Origin of the sequence: Rhodococcoides kyotonense (assembly GCF_001645385.1) — a bacterium.
In the GTDB taxonomy this organism is placed as follows: domain Bacteria; phylum Actinomycetota; class Actinomycetes; order Mycobacteriales; family Mycobacteriaceae; genus Rhodococcoides; species Rhodococcoides kyotonensis_B.
In genome coordinates this window covers 51,243-70,838 of record NZ_LVHI01000023.1, presented here as the reverse complement: position 1 = coordinate 70,838, position 19,596 = coordinate 51,243, and the positions used below count along the sequence as shown (strand labels likewise).

At 64.8% G+C, this 19,596-nt stretch carries 20 protein-coding genes; 11 read left to right on the top strand and 9 right to left on the bottom strand.

What is annotated here, in order from left to right:
- Positions 1-13: 13 nt before the first annotated feature.
- Positions 14-1,681 carry an MDR family MFS transporter gene (locus A3K89_RS16205; RefSeq protein ID WP_068428997.1) on the bottom strand — a complete coding sequence of 556 codons (1,668 nt, stop codon included), beginning with the start codon at positions 1,679-1,681 and terminating at the stop codon, positions 14-16.
- A gap of 194 nt (positions 1,682-1,875) precedes the next feature.
- Between A3K89_RS16205 and A3K89_RS16200 the strand changes: the two genes are divergently transcribed.
- A complete protein-coding gene (locus A3K89_RS16200) occupies positions 1,876-3,393 on the top strand; it encodes an adenylate/guanylate cyclase domain-containing protein (RefSeq protein WP_068427775.1) in 1,518 nt (505 codons plus the stop codon).
- Here the strand turns inward: A3K89_RS16200 and A3K89_RS16195 are convergent.
- Entirely contained in the window at positions 3,368-4,654 is a 1,287-nt protein-coding gene (locus A3K89_RS16195) for an MFS transporter (protein ID WP_068427773.1), read from the bottom strand. The two genes, A3K89_RS16200 and A3K89_RS16195, sit on opposite strands and share 26 nt — an antisense overlap.
- 66 nt (positions 4,655-4,720) lie before the next feature.
- Here A3K89_RS16195 and aroQ point away from each other — a divergent pair, with 66 nt between their 5' ends.
- From aroQ to A3K89_RS16180, 3 genes are read left to right on the top strand one after another with little or no spacing between them, the layout of a single operon-like run.
- Positions 4,721-5,158 (top strand): type II 3-dehydroquinate dehydratase, encoded by a 438-nt coding sequence (gene aroQ / locus A3K89_RS16190; protein ID WP_174551443.1) that lies wholly within the window; start codon positions 4,721-4,723, stop codon positions 5,156-5,158.
- 59 nt (positions 5,159-5,217) lie between these two features.
- A complete protein-coding gene (locus tag A3K89_RS16185) occupies positions 5,218-5,949 on the top strand; it encodes a DsbA family protein (RefSeq protein WP_068427771.1) in 732 nt (243 codons plus the stop codon).
- Positions 5,946-6,515 (top strand): vitamin K epoxide reductase family protein, encoded by a 570-nt coding sequence (locus A3K89_RS16180; protein ID WP_068427769.1) that lies wholly within the window; start codon positions 5,946-5,948, stop codon positions 6,513-6,515. Before A3K89_RS16185 ends, A3K89_RS16180 begins: the two co-directional genes overlap by 4 nt.
- A gap of 8 nt (positions 6,516-6,523) precedes the next feature.
- Here the strand turns inward: A3K89_RS16180 and A3K89_RS16175 are convergent, their stop codons facing one another.
- The gene (locus tag A3K89_RS16175; RefSeq protein WP_243636595.1) at positions 6,524-6,907 is read right to left on the bottom strand and encodes a RidA family protein; all 384 of its coding nucleotides are present in this window, start codon (positions 6,905-6,907) and stop codon (positions 6,524-6,526) included.
- A 192-nt stretch (positions 6,908-7,099) separates the two neighbouring features.
- Here A3K89_RS16175 and A3K89_RS16170 point away from each other — a divergent pair, with 192 nt between their 5' ends.
- Positions 7,100-8,542: a C40 family peptidase gene (locus A3K89_RS16170; protein WP_068427766.1), complete on the top strand. Its 1,443-nt coding sequence runs from the start codon at positions 7,100-7,102 to the stop codon at positions 8,540-8,542.
- Positions 8,543-8,571: 29 nt separating this feature from the next.
- On the opposite strand, the gene A3K89_RS16165 is transcribed toward A3K89_RS16170, so the two are convergent.
- The 6 genes from A3K89_RS16165 to A3K89_RS16140 are packed head-to-tail and all read right to left on the bottom strand — an operon-like array spanning position 8,572 to position 13,892.
- Entirely contained in the window at positions 8,572-9,174 is a 603-nt protein-coding gene (locus A3K89_RS16165) for an energy-coupling factor transporter transmembrane component T family protein (protein ID WP_068427763.1), read from the bottom strand.
- Complete coding sequence (locus A3K89_RS16160) at positions 9,171-9,851, bottom strand: energy-coupling factor ABC transporter ATP-binding protein (protein WP_068427761.1); 681 nt, start codon at positions 9,849-9,851, stop codon at positions 9,171-9,173. The genes A3K89_RS16165 and A3K89_RS16160 overlap by 4 nt, the downstream gene beginning before the upstream one ends.
- A complete protein-coding gene (locus A3K89_RS16155; RefSeq protein WP_068427759.1) occupies positions 9,848-10,975 on the bottom strand; it encodes a thiolase family protein in 1,128 nt (375 codons plus the stop codon). The genes A3K89_RS16160 and A3K89_RS16155 overlap by 4 nt, the downstream gene beginning before the upstream one ends.
- Positions 10,972-12,072 (bottom strand): class I adenylate-forming enzyme family protein, encoded by a 1,101-nt coding sequence (locus A3K89_RS16150; protein WP_068427757.1) that lies wholly within the window; start codon positions 12,070-12,072, stop codon positions 10,972-10,974. Before A3K89_RS16150 ends, A3K89_RS16155 begins: the two co-directional genes overlap by 4 nt.
- Entirely contained in the window at positions 12,069-12,659 is a 591-nt protein-coding gene (locus tag A3K89_RS16145; protein WP_254303556.1) for a biotin transporter BioY, read from the bottom strand. Before A3K89_RS16145 ends, A3K89_RS16150 begins: the two co-directional genes overlap by 4 nt.
- Positions 12,660-12,692: 33 nt before the next feature.
- The gene (locus tag A3K89_RS16140) at positions 12,693-13,892 is read right to left on the bottom strand and encodes an MFS transporter (protein WP_174551442.1); all 1,200 of its coding nucleotides are present in this window, start codon (positions 13,890-13,892) and stop codon (positions 12,693-12,695) included.
- Positions 13,893-13,966: 74 nt separating this feature from the next.
- Between A3K89_RS16140 and A3K89_RS16135 the strand changes: the two genes are divergently transcribed.
- The 6 genes from A3K89_RS16135 to A3K89_RS16105 all read left to right on the top strand — a co-directional run bounded on the left by A3K89_RS16135 (position 13,967) and on the right by A3K89_RS16105 (position 19,454).
- Positions 13,967-14,857: a LysR family transcriptional regulator gene (locus tag A3K89_RS16135; RefSeq protein ID WP_068427753.1), complete on the top strand. Its 891-nt coding sequence runs from the start codon at positions 13,967-13,969 to the stop codon at positions 14,855-14,857.
- A gap of 359 nt (positions 14,858-15,216) precedes the next feature.
- Positions 15,217-15,696 carry a GreA/GreB family elongation factor gene (locus A3K89_RS16130; protein ID WP_068427751.1) on the top strand — a complete coding sequence of 160 codons (480 nt, stop codon included), beginning with the start codon at positions 15,217-15,219 and terminating at the stop codon, positions 15,694-15,696.
- Positions 15,602-16,585, top strand: a complete 984-nt coding sequence (locus A3K89_RS26735) for an ANTAR domain-containing protein (protein ID WP_367946711.1) — start codon at positions 15,602-15,604, stop codon at positions 16,583-16,585. The genes A3K89_RS16130 and A3K89_RS26735 overlap by 95 nt, the downstream gene beginning before the upstream one ends.
- A gap of 380 nt (positions 16,586-16,965) precedes the next feature.
- The gene (locus tag A3K89_RS16120; protein ID WP_068427747.1) at positions 16,966-17,499 is read left to right on the top strand and encodes a DUF488 domain-containing protein; all 534 of its coding nucleotides are present in this window, start codon (positions 16,966-16,968) and stop codon (positions 17,497-17,499) included.
- A 290-nt stretch (positions 17,500-17,789) separates the two neighbouring features.
- Positions 17,790-18,326, top strand: a complete 537-nt coding sequence (locus A3K89_RS16115) for a DUF2716 domain-containing protein (RefSeq protein ID WP_254303572.1) — start codon at positions 17,790-17,792, stop codon at positions 18,324-18,326.
- A 642-nt stretch (positions 18,327-18,968) separates the two neighbouring features.
- On the top strand, positions 18,969-19,454 hold the full coding sequence (locus tag A3K89_RS16105; RefSeq protein WP_068427741.1) for a hypothetical protein: 486 nt from the start codon (positions 18,969-18,971) through the stop codon (positions 19,452-19,454).
- Positions 19,455-19,596: the final 142 nt, after the last annotated feature.

The window sequence follows — 19,596 nt, the reverse complement described above, 5'->3', positions numbered from 1 at the left end:
GTCGAACGAGGCACTACCGAGGCTTCTCCTCCGACTCGCCCCCAGCCGCATCGTCGGAAGCGTCCTGAGCAGCCGCCTCCGCCTCCCGCTCCTGACGTGCGGCCGCGATGCCGGACATCGTCCTCAGCGGCACCTCCTTGACGAACAGCACGAGCACGAATCCGACGACCATCAGAATCGACACCGCCAGGAACACGTAGTCCATCGCGTTCGAGAAACCTATGCGGAACGGCTCGGCCAGAACCGAGTCGATCTTCTGAATGAACGACGAGTCGGTCAGCGCACTCCCCGCGACCGAAGAATCGTGCGTGATCAGTGCGTTCGCGAAGCCGGACTCGAGCGGATCACTGCTGGTGGCAGCCGTCTTCACCGCCTCCTGGAAGTCGGGATCCGAACTGGCCGCCACGAGCGCATCCCCGGTCTTCGGCGTGAGCTGGTTGAACAGCATCGACAGAAACACCGCGACACCCAGCGTCGCCCCGATCTGACGGAAGAAGGTCGCCGCGGACGTCGACACACCCATGTCCTTCGGTGGCATCGCGTTCTGGATCGCCAACGTGAGGGGCTGCATCATCGACCCCAGTCCGATGCCGAACACAGCCATCACGATCATCGTCTGCCACAGCGGGGTGTCCGCACCCACGTAGTGGAACGCGAACATCGCAACCGCCATCAACGCGGTGCCGACGATCGGGAAGATCTTGTATCGACCGGTCTTCGAGATGACGCGACCCGACACGATCGACGCGACCATGAGCGCCCCGACGAGCGGAAGCGTCTGATACCCGGCGAGCGTCGGCGACGAGCCCTTCACGACCTGCAGATACTGCGGCAACAGCGAGATACCACCGAACATCGCCGCACCGGCGATGACACTGACCGCGATACACAGCGCGAACAGACGGTTCCGGAAGAACCGCATGGGGATGAGGGCGTCGTCGCGCATCTTGATCTCGACCAGAACGAACAGCACGACGCCGACGACACCGATGGCGAAGCAGGTCGACGCGCGCGCCGACGTCCATCCCCAGACGCGGCCCTGCTCGGCGACGATCAGCAACGGGACGAGGCCGATGGTCAGCAACACCGCTCCCCACCAGTCGACGCGCGCCTCCCGCCGATATACAGGCAGATTCAGCACCCGCCACACCACGACGAGCGCGATGATGCCGAGCGGAACGTTGATGTAGAAGACCCAGCGCCACCCGGTGATCCCGAGGATCGACGACTGGCCGGCCAACAGGCCACCGATGACGGGACCGAGGACGCTCGACGTGCCGAACACGGCCAGAAAATAGCCCTGGTACTTCGCTCGCTCACGGGGCGGCACGATGTCGCCGATGATGGCCAGCGCCATCGACATCAGACCGCCCGCGCCGAGGCCCTGCACGGCCCGGAACGCAGCGAGCTCGTACATCGACGTCGCGATCCCACACAGCATCGAGCCGACGACGAAGATCGAGATGGCCGTCATGAAGAACGGCTTGCGCCCGTAGAGATCGGACAGCTTGCCGTACAACGGCGTCGACACCGTCGAGGTGATCAGGTACGCCGTCGTCACCCACGCCAGGATCGAGAACCCGTTGAGGTCGTCGGCGATCGTGCGCACCGACGTCGACACGATCGTCTGGTCCAACGCAGCGAGGAACATGCCGAGCATCAGCCCGGACAGGATCGTCATGATCTCCCGGTGGCTGTACTCGCCGGAATCGGATGCCGTCACGTCAGGTTGGGATACCACGCTTGGTCACACCTTTACGTTTTGTTTGCTTACGTCATGCAACTAAAAGCAGACCACCAGCATGCTCGCGGCCGGATGAGATTGCAAAGAGATTTCACCCGACCGGGCACGTGAGAAGAGCAGAATTCGACACCATGCCCGACAACCAGGTTCAGGTTCGCAGAGTTGCGGCGCACTACGGCATTTCGCTGATCGTCCTCAACGTCGTCGCCGCGGTCCAGGTCGGATTCGTCGTCGCTCTACTGGCTCGATCCGAGTCGACGTCGGTGGCAGGTGTCCTGACCGACCCGGCCTACAGCGCATTCCGCTGGATCGTGCCGCTGGGCATCACGACCGGCGCAGCGGCAGGTGTCCTGCTGATCGTTCCCACTCTGCGGTGGGTCGCGCGCGGGGACGTCCCGACGGCAGGACAGTCCCGGCACGCTGTCCGAACACCGCTGCGTCACACGATCTCCCACCTGGTGATGTGGCTCGTCTTCGGTTTCGCGCTTGCGCTGCTGACCCACGACACCGATCGCGACATCACCGTGCTGATCGTCGTCGGCACGGTCTTCGGCGCCGTGACGACCGCGGGCACGGGCTACCTTCTCACCGAGCGAGCACTCCGCCCGGTGGCCGCGCTCGCGTCGGCGACGGCACCGAGAACGCGGCCGGAATCATCCGTCCTCACCCGGCTCATCGGCACGTGGCTGGTCTGCACGGCGATTCCCGTCGCGGCGATCACGCTCATCGTCGTCGTCCACGCCACCGGTACGCCCCTGAAGATCGAGGCACCCATCGAGCTCCCGATACTGATCGTGTCGGCGATCGCGCTGGCCACCGGCTTGCGCGGGACGATACTCGTCGCCCGGTCCGTGTCGGAGCCCGTCCGTGAAGTGAGCTCGGCCATGACGGAAATCGAAGACGGCAGAACCGACGTCGCGGTCCCGGTCTACGACGCTTCCGAGATCGGAACTCTGCAGCGCGGATTCAACAGCATGGCCGCCGGGTTGGCCGAGCGTGAGCGTCTTCGTGACCTGTTCGGTCGACACGTCGGCGCACAGGTCGCCTCGCGCGCGCTCGAGGAGTCGGACTTCCCCCGTGGCGACGTCCGCTACGCGGCGGTGCTGTTCATCGACCTCGTCGGGTCGACGTCGTTCGCCGTCGATCATCCGCCCGAACGCGTCGCCGAAGCATTGAACGAGTTTCTCGCGATCGTCGTCGAAACCGTCGACGACAACCTCGGCTTCATCAACAAATTCGAGGGCGACGCGGCACTCGCGATCTTCGGTGCGCCGCAGCCCATCGACGACCCGGCAACGGCTGCGTTGCGCGCCGCACGCGATCTGCGCGTCGCGCTGCAGGTACTCGACTCGATGGATTTCGGAATCGGCGTCGCAGCCGGACAGGTCTTCGCCGGCGACATCGGTGCGAAAACACGCTACGAGTACACCGTCATCGGCGAGCCGGTGAACTGTGCGGCGAGGCTGTCGGACCTGGCGAAGACCGAACCGTCGCGGGTCCTCGTCGCGGCGGATCTCGTCGACGTCGCCGCGGCCGACGAGGCCGAGCAGTGGCATGGCACAGGGCACGTCACGTTGCGGGGTCTGGCCGCGCCGACGGCCGTCGCGACGCTCGCGGGAAGCACTACCGGTCGCGAACGCGCTGAATGACCTCCCGCATCGTGTGCGGGTAGATGCCCTCGTCGGCCAGCTGACGACGAGTCTTGCGACGCGTCAGCAACACCCCGACGATCGCGACGATCCACACCGGGTACTGCGCGAGAAAGGCGACGCGGAACGCGTCGAACGTGTAACCGCCCAGCGCCTGCAGAATCCACCCGATCGCGGCGATCACGAGGAGCGACGCCGTGAACCCGCCGATGTTGACCATGCCCTGAGCCGTACCGAGGTTCGCGCTCGGGTTGAAGGTACGGGCGTAGTCGAACCCGATCATCGACCCGGGACCACCGACCGAGATGACGACGACCAGCAGCACCAGCAGCCACAACGGCGCGGGGCCGGGCAGCGCCAGCACGATGCCCCACATCGCGGCATTGCTGACCATGACGGCCAGCACCAACCACGACCGACGCATCGGATACCGGCCGGTGAGGATGCCGAGGCAGATGCCGGAGAACACCGACGACACCACCGAGATGGACAGCAACCCTCCTGCCGTCGACGCCGACAGACCCTGCCCGGACGTCAGGTACGGAATGCCCCACAGCAGCGCGAACACGGTGATCGAGAACTGCGTGCCCATGTGACTGAAGAAGCCGAGCCGCGTGCCAGGGCGCTTCCACACCTGGCCGATCGACCCGAACGTCTCCCGCAGGGACGTCGTCGATTCGACGACGTCGGCGCCGGCAGGTGTGTCCCGAATCAGGGACAACGCGAGCACGAAAGCCAACAGGCCGAGCGACGCGGCACTGCCGAACGCGAATGTCCACCCGGGTCCCTGCAGCAGAATCAGGAACGGCACCGCGGACAGAATTTGTCCCGACTGCCCGATCAGACCGGTCAGCTGCGACACGATCGGCACCTGACGCGGCGGGAACCATCGCGGCACCAGCCGCAGCACCGAGATGAACGTCAGGGCGTCACCGATACCGACGAGGGCACGGGCCGCGACGGCCACCGGCAGCGACTCCGTCACGGCCAGCATGACCTGCGCCGTCGTCATCAGAAGCGCACCGAGCGCGATCATCTTGCGCGATCCGACACGGTCCAACAGCAGTCCTGCCGGGATCTGCATCGCCGCGTACACGACGACCTGCAGCACGACGAACGACGACAACACCGCTGGGTTGATCGAGAAACGAGACGCCGCTTCGAGACCGGCGACGCCGAAAGCAGTGCGGTGAAGGATGGCGACGATGTACGCGAAGACGCCGACTCCCCACACGACCCACACCGTTTTCACTGTGAACATTCTGCCGGGTGGCCTGTGGAAGGATTCGACCCGGCGGCGCGAGGCGAAGAGAAAGTGAGCAATCCCATGACCGACAGCTACATCCTGGTGCTCAACGGACCGAACCTGAACATGCTCGGTACCCGTCAGCCCGACGTGTACGGTCACGAAACGCTCGACGACGTCGTCGCCCTGTGCGAGAAAACCGCTGCCGCGCACGGACGCGCCGTCCGCGCCGAACAGTCGAATCACGAGGGCATGCTCATCGACTGGATCCACGAAGCCCGTGGGAAGGCGTCGGGCATCGTGATCAACCCCGGTGGTCTCACTCACACGTCCGTCGCACTCCGGGATGCACTCGTCATCCCCGAGGTGCCCATCGTCGAAGTGCACATCAGCAACGTCCACGCACGCGAGGAATTCCGTCACCACTCGTTCGTCTCCCCCATCGCCAGCGGAGTGATCGCCGGACTCGGCATCGCGGGCTACGGATACGCCGTCGAGCGGATCGTCGCTCTTACGTAGCGCTCAGGTTCGCGCGCTTATCCTGGCCGGAGGACTTTTTCGGGTGAGCGAGGGAACCAGTGAGCAACAACAGCAAGAAGAAGGCACAGGCAGCCGCTGCCGCTCTGCAGGGCAAGAGGGACAAGCAGCGCCGCACACTGATCCAGATCGGTGTCGCCGTCGTACTCATTGCGCTCATCGCCGTCATCGGATTCTCGATTGCATCGAAGAAGTCCGACGACAGCACCGCAACACCCGCCGCCACCCCGTCGGCAGTCACCTCGGACGGCGCCATCCGCATCGGCGACCCGAACGCCGCCGTCGTCGTCACGGTCGTCGAGGACTTCCAGTGCCCGGCCTGTAAGCAGTTCGAAGCCATCAGCGGTGACACCCTCTCGGGCCTCGTCGCCGACAACACCGTCGCGGTCGACTACAAGCCCATCGCGATTCTCGACCGCATGTCGTCGACCAACTACTCCACCCGCGCAGCCAACGCGAGCATGTGTGTCGCGGACGCGGACATCGCCGATTGGCCGGCGTGGCACACGGCCATGTTCGAGCAGCAGCCCGCCGAGGGCGGCAGCGGTCTGACCGACGACGAGCTCGTCGCCATCGCTGCCTCTGCAGGCGCGGACAGTGCCGAGGTGGCCGGCTGCATCACCGACGGCACCTACACCGACTACGTCACCAGCCAGACCCAGACCGTGCTGCAGGGCGGCGTCACCGGCACCCCGACCGTCTCGGTGAACGGCACCGTGGTCCAGAACCCGACGCCGGACGGCCTGCGCGCGGCCATTTCCGCAGCACAGTGAGACCCGCGAGGGTCACCGCGTGGGTCCTGTCGATCGGCGGCGTCCTCGGACTCCTCGCCGCACTGACACTCACGATCGAGCGGATCAAGCTGCTCGAGGACGCGTCGTACGTGCCGTCGTGCAGCCTGAACCCGGTACTGTCCTGCGGCTCGGTCATGACCACCGAACAAGCCGCGGTCTTCGGATTTCCCAATCCGATCCTCGGCATCGTCGCGTTCTCGATCGTCGTCGTCACCGGCGTTCTGACGCTCGCGAAGGTCGAACTCCCGCATTGGTACTGGCTCGGTCTGAGCCTCGGCACGCTCCTCGGCGAGGTGTTCGTCCACTGGCTGATCTACCAGAGCCTGTACGAGATCGGCGCACTCTGCCCGTACTGCATGGTCGTCTGGGCCGTGACGATGCCGATCTTCGTCGTGTCGCTGTCGCAGCTGGTCGATCGCCAGAGCGCAGGCACGGCGGCGAGGCTCCTGCTCGAATGGCGGTGGACGATCCTCGCTGTCTGGTACGCGATCGTCGTCGTCGCAATCGGTATCCGCTTCTCGGATTACTGGGCGACGCTGATCTGAAAGACTTTCTAGAGCACTGCCACAGCGTCGATCTCGATCAGTAATTCGGGCATCGCCAAACGAGCTACTTCGACGACGGTCTGCGCGGGCCGTGTCTGCGGGAACAGCTCACCCAGAATTCTGGTGTACGTATCCAGATTGCCGATGTCGACGAAGTACACCGTCACCTTCACGACGTCGTCCAGCGTGCCGTCCGCGGCCGCGAGGATGAGCCGGATGTTCTCGAAGGCCAACCTGATCTGCGCCTCGACGTCGTCGATACCGGCGAATCGACCGTCGGCGGTGATCGCCGTCTGTCCCGACAGATACAGGGTGCGCGAGGCGTTCGAGGTGACGACGCACTGCGACAACAACTGCTCACCCGGGTCCCAGACTGTGTCCGGTGACAGCACTTTTCTGGTGATGACGACCCCTCCTTGTGATCGGGGACAACTTTACTGCGAACCCAACACCGGCACGGCCGTACTAGAACTCGTTTCCGTTTCGGCCCGCGAATCATCTCGGCAAGGCATGATGTGTGAGTCAGCTCACGCGAAGGGGTTGGCGTGGCATGTCGGGGAGAGCTCGAGCACCAGGAGTTGTACATGGCAGGCGATCCGATCGCAGTGATAGTTGCCGTCATCGTGTCCGCCGCAGGCGCCGTAGCAGGAACCGATCTCCCCCAACCTGTCCAGGATGCGGCCGAGGATGTGGCTGCCGCAGCGGAGAACAGCGCGCCCGGGCTGACGCAGCAACTCGACGACTTGCTGAAGTCGATGCCCGAGCCGGCGCGGGACGCGGCGAGCGCAGCACTCGACAACGGCGCCGCCGCCCTCGAAACCGCCACTGACCCACTGTTGCTCGAGAAGCCCGCCGAGCCGGAGGCGCTGCCGGCGCCGGAAGCCGGGGCCGCCCCGGCACCCGAGCCGCCGGTTCCGGAATCACCCACCCTGCCCACCACGGAATTGGCGGCGAGCGTTCCCGTCGCACCGAGTGCGTTCGCGCCGTCGCTGTTCCCGTCCGGTGCAGGCACGATGCAGTTCGGCTCACTCAGCTTCTCGCTGTCCGACCTCACCAACCAGACCGCGTTCATGCCTGCCGCCGAAGCCGTTCGCCGGGCACTGTTCCCGGGCATGCCCGCGACGTTCACCGGTGTCTCGCTGTCGCCGATCGGTGCGATCACCGCATTCGTCCCCTGGCTGACGCGCGCCGGATCGCTCTGCGAGGGCGTCACGGCCCCGACCATCGCTGCGCTGTACGCCGCGGAGAACGGTTTTCGCTACGGCCCGACGTCACCCGTGTCGAGTTCGGGCGCACGAGGCCCCGGCCAGTTCATGCCGTCGACGTGGCGCAAGTACGGCAAGGACGCCGACGGCGACGGAGTGGCCGACATCAACGGCATCGCCGACTCGGTCATGGCGTCGGGAAACCTGTTGTGCGACATACATTCTCAGGTATCGAAATGGAAGTCCGACGGACGAGTCCAGGGCGACACACTGGATCTGACGATCGCCGGGTACAACGCAGGCGCCGGAGCCGTGCTTCGATCAGGCGGAATGCCGTCGGGAACACCGGATTACGAGAATCAGACGAAACCGTACGTCGCCAAGATCCGAGCGATGGAACCACAGTTCGCCGCGTTGCTGACGCCGTTCTCGGCGCTCGACCTTGCCGGAATCGGCGGCCGCGTCGTACAGCTCGCCATGGACTACCTCGGCCTGCCCTACGTGTGGGGCGGCGGCAACATCAACGGCCCGTCGGGCGGCGGGTTCGACTGCTCAGGACTGACGTCGTACGCGGTGTACAAGGCGTCGAACGGCACGCTGAAACTACCGCGCACGTCCGAGACTCAGTGGAACGTCGGTACCGAAATTCCGCTGTCGATGGCGCAACCCGGCGATCTGCTGTTCGGCAACTGGCAATCCGGCGGCCCCGGCCACGTCGCCATCTACATCGGCAACGGTCAGATGGTGCACGCACCCACCACGGGCGACGTCGTCCGAGTCGCACCGGTGTTCGCGGGCATGAAGGCGCGGCACGTGCTCTGAGCAGCTACCTCCCGTCGACGGCGCCGGTGTCAGTCGTCGTCGACGCCGCGGGCCACGAGGGCGTCGCCCATGGCATCTGCGGTCCGCAGTGCCCGCACGAGAACCGGTGTGGCCAGTGCCGTCATCGACCACTGCAGGCCGCGCGCCTTCCGCGCCTCCGCGACCTCGTGCACGATCGTGGCGAGCAGCGGAATACACCGGATCGCGAGGGCGAGCATCAGACCGACGCGCTCGGGGTCGACGCCGAACCGTCGTAGCGGCTGCAGTGCGCGAGAGACGGTATCGAGCATGTCGCTGATCCGCGTCGTCAGCGTGAAGAGTGCCGCCAGCGCGACGGAGATCAGCAACAGCCCGCACACGACGAGGGCACGCTGCCACGACGTGATGATCACCTGGAACACACCGATGATCAGGAGCATCCAGACGATCGGACGTAGTTGCGCGACAGCGACTTTCGCCGGAATGCGGGCTGTCGCGAACAGTGCTGCGACGACCACCGCGACTGCACCGACGGCTACTGGCGTGCGGACCAGGATCGTCGCGGCGAGGATCGCGACGATGAGCAGCACCAGTTTGACGCCCGCAGGCAGTCGGTGCAGCAGCGAGTTCCCCGGTCGATACAGCCCGATCACGCGACGAGCTCTCGATAGGCGGGCACGGCGTCGTCCGGGGTGCCGTCGAAGGCGACGCGACCGTCGTCGATGACGACGACGCGCTCGAAACCGTCGAGCAAGGCCAGCTGATGCGTCACGACGATCACTTGCTGATCCATCGAATTCAGTGCCTCGGCGACGACGCGTGCGTTGCGCAGATCGAGCAACGTCGTCGGCTCGTCGGCGATGACGACCTCGGGATGCCGGATCAGCACGGCACCGATCGCGAGCAACTGCTTCTGCCCACCGGACAGCAGATGCGACGGATGGTCGGAATGGCCGTCGAGCCGAAAGCGCACCAGAATCTCCCGGACACGTTCGGCGATCTCGGTCTTGCTCAGCCCGGACCGGCGTAGCGAGAACGCGAGATCCTCGGCGACCGTCGGCATCACGATCTGGGTGTCCGGGTCGGTGAAGACGAAGCCGACCTTCTTGCGGATCTGTGCGCCCTTCTTCGACGCGTCCACGCCGTCGACGGTGACGGTGCCCGACGTCGGGGTCAGCAGACCGTTGATCGTCCTCGCGAGCGTCGACTTGCCCGATCCGTTGGTGCCGATGATGCCGACGCGGCGCTCGGTGATAGTCAAACTGATGCCGCGCAACACTTCTCGTTCCCCGAACGAGTGCCGCACCGAGTCGAACACGATCTCACTCACCACGCACGCTCCACGATCATCGCAATACCTTGCCCACCGCCGATGGCGCAGGCCGCAAGCCCTACCTCGGGTCCGTCGCCCACAAGCATTCGAGCTGCCAAGCGCACCAACAGAATTGCGCCCGACGCGCCCCACGGATGCCCCATCGCAATGGCCCCTCCCTGCGGGCAGACGATGTTCTCGTCGACGCCGAGGCTGTCCGTCACCGCCAGGACGACCGACGCGAATGCTTCGGTGATCTCGACGATTCCGACGTCCGCCAGCGCGACGCCGGTGCGTCGTAGTACCTTCTCGATCGCAGGCACCGGACCGAGGCCCGGTAGCGCCGGATCCGACCCGGCCACCGCCGAACCCAGAACACGCAGTGCGGGAAGTCCTTTCGCGCGCGCTTCCGTCGTCACCGCGAGAGCGGCTGCGCCGTCGGAGATTCCGCACGAGTTGCCCGCGGTCGCGGTGCCGTCGGCCCCGAAGCTCGGGCGCAGGCGCGCGAGCCTCTGCTGGGTCATGTTGGGTCGAATTCGCTCGTCGCGAGAGAGGCCGACGATCGGGACGATCTCGTGGGAGAAGTCGGTGGCCGCGGCGCGTGCATGCGACCGCGCGGCGTACGCGTCCTGCCGCTCGCGGCTGATTCCGAGCTTGCGCGCGAGATCGTCGGCGGCGACGCCCATGTCCGGGTCGGGAAAGCCGTCGGGCGCGAAGGGAGCACGGGTGTAGCGGACGGGAGTTTCATCAGATGCCGGTGGCCAGAAGCGCCACGGCGCGGTACTGGCCGACTCGACGCCACCGGCCAGGATCAGCTGGTCCTCGCCGCTGCGGACACGCATCGCAGCGTGCATGACGGCGTCGAGGCCCGATCCGCATTGGCGGTCGACGGTCACGCCGGGCACGTCGACGCCGAGTCCGGCGCGCAGGGCCGCGATGCGGGCCGGGTCACCGCCCGGACCCAGGCAGTTGCCGAGCACGACGTCGTCGACCTCGTCGGAGCATCCCGATTCGCGCAGCGACGTCACGACCGCGGACAGCACGGGCGCGGCAATATCCGTCGTCGTCAGATTCTTGAGACCGTGCCCGGCATTTCCGATCGGCGTCCGCCACGGCGCAACCAGAACGGGCATCGCAGTCATGACAACGAGTCTTTCACCCGACCACGCGCGATCTTTCCGCTGCCCGTACGTGGCAACTCGTCGACGACCACCCAGCGGCGTGGAACCGCCTCTTTCTGCAGTCGGCGACGGGCGTGCTGTTTGACCGTGTCGAGGTCGCCGTCCAGCTCGACCACCGCGGTGACCGTCGCGCCGAGCACGTCGTGCGGTGTACCGATCGCGGCAGCTGCTCGGACACCGTCGATGGCGTCGAGAATGCGTTCGACATCCTCGGCGACCACGGTCGTGCCCCCGACGTCGATGACCGCATCGCCGCGGCCGAACACGGCGAGTGTGCCGTCGTCGGACAGCTCGGCCAGGTCGCCGACGCCGAGCCACTCGGGCGTTCCGAGCGCAGCGTACGGGCTGCGGACGACGAGCAACCCGTCGTCCACTCGTGCCTCGACGCCGTCGAGAAGTCTCAGCGGCTCGGGCACCCTGCGCGCGGCAACGAGCGATAGTTCGGCGGCGCCGTAGTACTCGATGAGGTCGAGGCCTGCGGCACGCTCCTGCGCGCCGGCGTCGAGTGCGGTTCCGGCGACGACGACGGTCCGCAGCTGTGGAGCGTCGTGCACGAGCCGCCGCAGTACCGCGGGCACGGCGTGCGCGGCCGTCGCGATCTGCTCGTCGTCGGTGACGCACGCACCGATGTGCAACGCGTGGACGGCCGCGAAAAGGTGCATCGTCGCGTGCAGCGGGCCGGTGATCAGGACCGTGTCCTCGGGCTTCAGACCCGTGATCGCGGTGAATGCATCGAAGCTGTCGGCCCACGACGCGACGGTACGCGCCAGTGGCCTGGGGCGTCCGGTGGATCCGGACGTGGCGACGAGCAGCCAGGCTCCCACGGGAATTTCGCGGGACTCGGGCCTGGCATCGGGATTCTCGACGCGTACTGCTGTGCCCCGGCGGGCAGCGGCAAAGACGGCGACGAGGGCCGTCGGAACATCGAGTTCCGACGCGTCGCACACGGGCTCGTCGGGCCACGCGTCGATCGCTGCGTCGAACTCGGCATAGGTGACGGTCCGGCCGGCCCACCTCAGTGCCGGCGCGTCACCTACTCCGCCGAGCACTTCGGTCACGAACGGATCAGGCCCGGGTAGGCGCGGTGCACGCTCTTGGCGACGACGGTAGCGATGACGACCTTCAGCGCATCACCGGGCAGGAATGCGAAGTTGGCGGAGATGGCACCCCAGACTCCGATGTCGGTACGCAGCAGCAGGCCGAACGTACCGAAGACGTAGATGACGAGAATGCCGCCGAGCGCGTTGATCAGCAGGCCGAGCACGACGGGATACTTCGGCAGAATGCGTGCCGTCAGCAGGCCGATGACCAAGGCGGCGGGAATCCAGCCGATGAGGTACCCGGCGCTGGGTCCGGCGAGAGCGGTCAGACCTGTGCGTCCACCCGACAGCAGGGGTAGGCCGATCAGCGTCAGTGCGATGAACACGACGACGGCCAGCGTCCCCTTGCGGGCACCGAGGATCGCTCCGGCGAGGATGACGCCGAGCGTCTGCAGCGTGATCGGAACACCACTGAAGCCGACGGTGATGGCGCCGGGCAGGCCGAGCGCTGCCAGCAACGCAGCGAATACAGCGATCTGAGCCATGTCACGGGCCGAGATACGGAAATTCGAACCGGCCACTGTCGACTCCTGTGCGCCTGCCATGCTCACTCCTCGTGATGCGAACTTGAACGGCGTTCAAGGTAGCAGGTGGGAGCGGCGGTTCGAAAACGACTCGACCACCCACAGCACGAAACCGAGTGCGGGGAACGCGGCACCCAGCGCGCAGACTGCCGGCCATCCCGCCCACGTGTAGACCACGACGGACAGTGCACTGCCGATCGACCCCGCCAGGAAGTAGGTGGTCATGTACGCCGTGTTGAGTCGGCTGCGGGCGTCGGGTCGTAGCGGGTAGAACAGGCTCTGGTTGCTGATGTGGGTGCCCTGGATGCCGAGATCGAGCAGCGCGACACCTGCCGCCAGAGCCAGAACGTGCTGTTCGCCGACGGCAAGGAGCAGGAAACTGAGCGACGTGGCGAGGACGAACAGCCCTGTCTGGCGCTGCGCGTAGCCACGATCGGCGAGCCGACCCGCGAACCGCGCCGCCAGCGCACCGGCGACGCCGACCAGCGTGAACAGCCCGATTCGCGCGTCGGACCAGCCATAGGCAGGCCCCGCGAGCAGGAATCCCACCGACGTCCAGAAGACGCCGAACGACGCGTAGGTCGTGGTTCCGTACGCGATCCGCCACCGGAGAACGCGCTCCTCGCGAACCAATGCCACGACGGACGCCAGCAGACCCCGGTACGTAAGCGAAGCGTCGGGCGGAACCGTCGGCAGGGTCCGCACCAGCACGTACGCGAGAACCATCAACGACGCCGCGACCACGAAGACAGCCCGCCAACCGCCGACCTGCGCGATGAGACCGGCGACGACCCGCGACAACAGAATGCCCAGCAACAGCCCGGTCATGACGTTGCCGATCACGCGTCCGCGTTCGTCGTCGGAGGCCAACGACGCGGCCAGCGGCACCAGAACCTGACCGACCACGGAGCCCGCACCGGCTATCACGGCTGCGCTGGCCAGGACCTGCCACGACGGTGCTGCTGCCATGACCACGAGGGCCGCGCACGTCACGGTCAACATGACGGCCAACAGCTTTCTGCGTTCGACGAGGTCACCGAGAGGGACGAGCATCGCCAGCCCCACCGCGTACCCGATCTGGCTCGCAGTGACGACCAGTCCGACATTCGTGGTCGACGCGTGCAGGCTCTCGGCGATCGCGTCGACCAGTGGCTGCGCGTAATAGCTGTTCGCCACCACGAGGCCGGAAATCAGTGCCATCACCGCGGTCAGGCGTGAGTCCAGTGGTGCGTCGGCAGTTGCACGTGTTCGCATCACTGCATCGTCGCGAGAATCGCTTCATCGATCCAACACATAATTTCTATCGTTTCGTTCGATAGAGTCGAACAATGGAACTGCGACAACTCGAACACTTCGTGGCGGTCGCAGACCTCGAGCAATTCACCAAAGCCGCAGAGCGACTGCACATTTCCCAATCGGCTCTGAGTTCGTCGGTGCGAGCCCTCGAACGTCAGGTGGGCGCGCAGCTCTTCGAGCGCACGACGCGACGCGTCCTGCTGACATCCGCTGGTGCCGTTCTGCTTTCACATGCTCGCCGCATCATCGGCGACGTGGCCGCTGCCCGTGACGATCTCCGAGGCGTGGACAACCTCGAATCGGGATCACTGGCGGTCGGTGCCGTGCAGACGTTCACCGCCGTGGACCTACCCGCCGTCCTCGAAACGTTCCACAACGACTACCCGAGGGTGCAGGTCGTGCTGCGCGAGGCAACCACGACGACGTTGCTGGACGCAGTCGAGGAAGGCTCGCTGGATTGCGCGTTCGTGGCCCTGGATGCGCAGCCGGTGCCCACATCCCTGTTCGCACTACGCACCTACGACGAGCCCCTGACGGCGGTGGTGGGCGCGAACCATTCGCTCGCCGACCGCCGCCGCGTCGCACTGTCGACGCTCGGCGAGTACCCCTACGTCGATTTCGAGGCGGGCGTCGGACTGCAAACCGTGGTCGACGCGTTGTTCGACGATTCGAAAGTGGTGCGCGACATAGCGTTTCGAGTCAGCGACATGCGTCGTCTCCTCGATCTCGTGGAACGCGGGCTGGGCGTCGCGGTCATACCCGTGGCCATCGCGCAGGAACGACCGACTCTGCAGCAGCTCGACATCGACGTCGTCCCCGCGCCTCGGCGATCGTTGGCGCTGGTAAGTCGTACGCGGCGTCCGGTCAATTCGGCTGCGCGGGTTTTTCTCGACCGTATCGGCATACGCGGGCGTCAAGAGTAGAAAAATAGTAGGGCGGGTTTTGCGTAGCCGTTCGACGTCAGCGACTGGCTTTTTATTTTTTCTGCGCTACAGTCGGCATCAAGACTTCGAGTGGAAAGAAGGTGTGGGCCGTGATCCCCGACGTTGCGCAGGTGGGTTAGCGTTTCGACGCTTCACCACCTCGCGTGCGATCCGCGCATATTCCGACTGGATCGTTTGCAACGCAGATCATTTCGGCCTCGTCCGCTGAACATTTCGGACCATTCTCGTCCGATGCTTCCCATTTTGCGTCACTTTTTTGAGTTGCAGGGCCAACCTATCTCGCGACGAAGCAGCATTCGCATCGTCGCCGCCACAAAAACACTGCGCTAGGAGAAAGTATGACTGTCATCGACAATGCGCCGATCGGCTCGTCGAATTCGGATGATCTCCGCGACGAATTGACGGTCTTGATCGAGCGACGAACGGTGCTGTCGCACGACGTCGCAGTACATCGTGCGATGGGAGATCTCGACAACAACGACCCCTACCATCGCGCACTCGAGTCACTGCTCACGGTGGACCGTCGGATGGCCGAGCTGAACGCACTCATCGCCGGCAGCACCACCTGCACGCCGGTCGAGAACGGAACGGCCCACGTCGGTTCCGTCGTCACAGTGCGATTCGGCGACGACGACAACGACGTCGAGACCTTCACTCTCGTGAGTTCCGGCGTTCTCGCCGATGCCGGCGTAGGTGATACCTGCTCGTCGACGTCACCATTGGGTGCGGCGTTGGTCGGCAGCAGGGCAGGCGACACACGCACGTACACGCTTCCGACGGGCTCGTCGTGCACGGTGCACGTCGTCGGAATTGCGTGACGTCCTGGTCGTCACCTTTCCGCCGACGATCGCCCTACTGTCCCGAGAAATCATCCCAGCAAACGAGGTGGATGTGACCAGCACATTCGCAGTGCAAACATCGAGGCCGCTCGGTCCCGTCGGAAAGTTCTCATTTTCCCTCGCAGACGAGCGATGGCATTGGTCTCCCGACGTGGCCGCGTTACACGGATACCCCGCCCAGGACATGACACCGACCACCGCAACGGTCCTTTCCCACGTTCACCACGCCGACCGCGGCCACGCTTTCGGTGTCATGGCGAAAATGGCCGAATCCACGACGCCGACTTCTCGGAAGATTCGTATTCTCGACACCCGCGGACATTGTCGACACGTCGTGCTGTTGGGTAGCCGAGCTGCGGGTTCGACAGCGCACGACCTGAAAACCTCCGGTCTTTACATCGACATCACCGAAACATACGACCACGATGTCGAACTGGCCGTCGCAGAGCGTGGCCACAGCGTCGGTACGACGCAGCCGCGCATCGATCGAGCTACCGGAATGTTGATGCTGGTTTACGGAATTTCCGCCGACCGAGCCCTGAACCTTTTGATGTGGCGCTCGCACGACACCGGTACCGAAATATCCTTGATTGCAACACGTTTGCTCGACGCCGTCGGTGAGTGCGGCATGGCGGAGCCACCGTTGCGCGAGCGCTTCGATCATCTGCTCCTCACCGCACACACCCCTCGTCCACCTCTCATGGACCAACCGACAACAGTTCCAACTATCGAAAGGCCGATCTCGATGGCTGACCGGATGCCAGGAAAATCTCTTCGAAAACCGACGCAGTCACTGAAGGAGAAGCGCGCCGAGAAGCGCGCGAAAGCTCTCGACGATGCCTCGACGACGCGGAAACGTAAGCGTTGAAGTGGCCCGGAATAACTACCTTCGCAAGTTCGGGTCAAAGTAGTGCGCGCCTTGGATGGTTCCCCCGACAAGTACCCGTCGGGGAACCATCTGCCGGCTTACTGAGGTAGAACGCTAGACGAGGGCAACAACGCAGACTCGCTGTCCGTGCCGAGTTTTCGGTGCTTCGCAAACCAATCGAAGGGATGCGTTCATGACCTCGCGATCCACCCCGGCCGTTGCGCTGCGCGCACATGCTCATCGACCATGTGCAGGCAGAAGGACGCCCAGAACTCGTAACCGCCCTACACGCGCAGATACGGGCCATGGTCGATGTCCTGAACGCATGCCTGACCAGCGCGCCTCGAACCTGCCGTCGTGCGATCGGCGAGGATAGGAGGATGTTGATTTCGGTAGGGCACGGCACACTCGATCGGCACGGTCTCACCGAGTTGTTCCGCACCGCTGAACTCGATGCGATCGTCGATATCCGCAGATTCCCCGGCAGTCGCCGAAACCCCGACGTCGCAGCAGATGCCATGGCACAGTGGGTACCTGCGATCGGAATTGCGTACCTGCACGAGCCTCGGCTCGGTGGCCGTCGCCGTCTGCCGGCAGGCGAGCCCGCACAAGACACTTGGTGGCAAGTCCCTCAATTCGCGGCTTACGCTGCGTACACCCGAACACAGGACTTCGCCGACGCGATCGGCGAACTGCTCGAACGCTCGACGGAGAGCGCAGTTGCCATGCTGTGCAGTGAAAGCGTGTGGTGGCGGTGTCATCGCCGCCTGGTCGCCGACGTCGCCACCCTGCAATACGGTGTGACAGTGCATCACCTCGCACACGATGGAAAAATGTCCCTACATCCTGTCGCCGCCGGCGCCCGGCTTCGCGACGACGCAGTGGTGGTATGGGACGGCGACCGATCACCCTGACCTACCGAAGGTATTGAGACACAGTGCAGTAACCCAGTACGGCGTCACCGACCACAGTGGGACAGTGCTCTGCACCGAAGGCATCAGGTAATACCGACAGGTCTTCGTGCATGACCTCGACGCCGCGGGAACCAAGCGCAACGCAAGACGGGCGCCTGGGCCGGAATGGGCGACCGATCGACCGTCAGCCCAGCCTTGATGACGCCACGACACAGACACCGATGGACCACGATCCATTCGACTGAAGAAAGTCGACTTGGCACGATGAGCTGATGACAACCAAGTTGACCATGGACTTCAGGTCTCCGCTGCCCGCGGGGTGGTCGGAACTGGACAGGGTTGTGCAGGAACAGTATTGGGAGATATTCGAGGGTAGATACGGGTTTCGCCCTGGGATCGACTCCGAGACGTGGCCAGCAATCATAGAACCGTCTCCATCGATAACCTTCGACGTAAGCGCCGACCCCATCCGCACGAAGTCGTCCGCCGCTGCCCGAGTAGACGCGGTCAACGCCGAAGCCCTGCGGTGCTTCGTCACCGAATTCGCTGACGACCCCACCTTCGTGGTCCTCGACTGGCAACACAGGTGCTACCGCTTCGACGCGAACGCCCACGCCGCCGCAATGGAGCACGCAGAGTGGCGCGTGCCCGTCTACCCGAACGGCGATTACTACATCTTCGGCCGAGACAACTTCAGCGAGGGCACGTTCGGCCACCCTTGGGAACAAACCTTGTGCGTGTACGGACCCCGAATGGTCGCCACGCTCGGACGCACACTCGCCACCTGGCTCCCCACACTCCGTACCAACGGCCACCCGATCGACTGACGTCGACTGGCTCTCGCGCCGGTCCCGTGGGCGTGGCCGACGCAGCGTTACCCGGCCCGCCGATCCATCGCAGATCAGTGCAGACACCGTTTCCAGGACGATGCCGCATACTCGACCAGAACGCGGACCTCTGTCAGAACCCTCGAGGTCAGCTCGGAGAGAAACCCTGAGTGTCCAGCGAAATCCACAACGACGCGAAGCCGACGTAGATCAGCGTGAACCCGATCAGAAAACTAGCTACCACCGCACGTCCCCGTCGGGATCGCCACAACACCAACGCCCCTACGCTGTACATTATCGCCGGCGGGACCAACCATGTCAGCCAGTAGGCGATAGGCGGGCCAGGTGCAATCGAGGCCCGATCCTTCACGGGCACAGCGAAGATCGGCAATAGATCAGGTGCATTACGAACTGCCCACGTTGCGCCGAACCACCCCAGGACACACCCCATCAGCACGCCCAGAAATGGAAGAAACGCAGTGAGCGCACCGGACTCGCTTCGGTCGTCGTCGTTCAACGGCGTTCGGTGGCTTCGAAAGTCATGGACCAAGCTTCTCATCTTTCGAACGGACCGCGCTGCCGCGTGCGCCCCTGACCTCAACTGGCACATAGACTGACGCGACGATCGAAAGAGGGCGAACTATGCGAAGTCTGTGGGAGCAGCTGCGGAGCGACAGCCTGATCTGGCGGTTCCCGCTTTTCGACGGCGCAGGCCAGCCCATGGGCAATCCCGAGTTCGATCCGCCCGAGGCATGGATGCGTGCGCTCGACGCCGTCGGGCGCGACTTGCAGTGCCTTCGGGCGGGGCGTGAGGTGACGATGCGTCATCTGACGTGGGAGTTCGAGATCGATCCCGACTATCACGTGTCCATTGGCTGGGATGGCAACGACGATATCGGCGGCTTCGGTCGCGGCGCGGGAATGTCGATGGACGCGTCCTACGCCGATGCCGCCGCATGGGTGGCGGAAGTTGTGCAAGACAAACTCGCTGGATACCAATTCGTACAATGGCCGAGCCGAGGGCGGTATCTGTTAAGGCCACGGGCCGACGAGACCGGTGCACGATGGGTCGACCCGCATGATGGGAGCGTCGTCGCCGATATCGGATCCCTCTGCAGACACCGATAGAGCAAGGGCCGGTGTCCTCTCGTAGCGTTCGAACGTGTTCGACGCATGGAGCGCGAGATGGGTACCCAACTGGCTTCGACGACTTCACCGCGACCCACCTCGACGGCCAGTGGTACGAGCTCATGGCTGTGTGGCACGACCG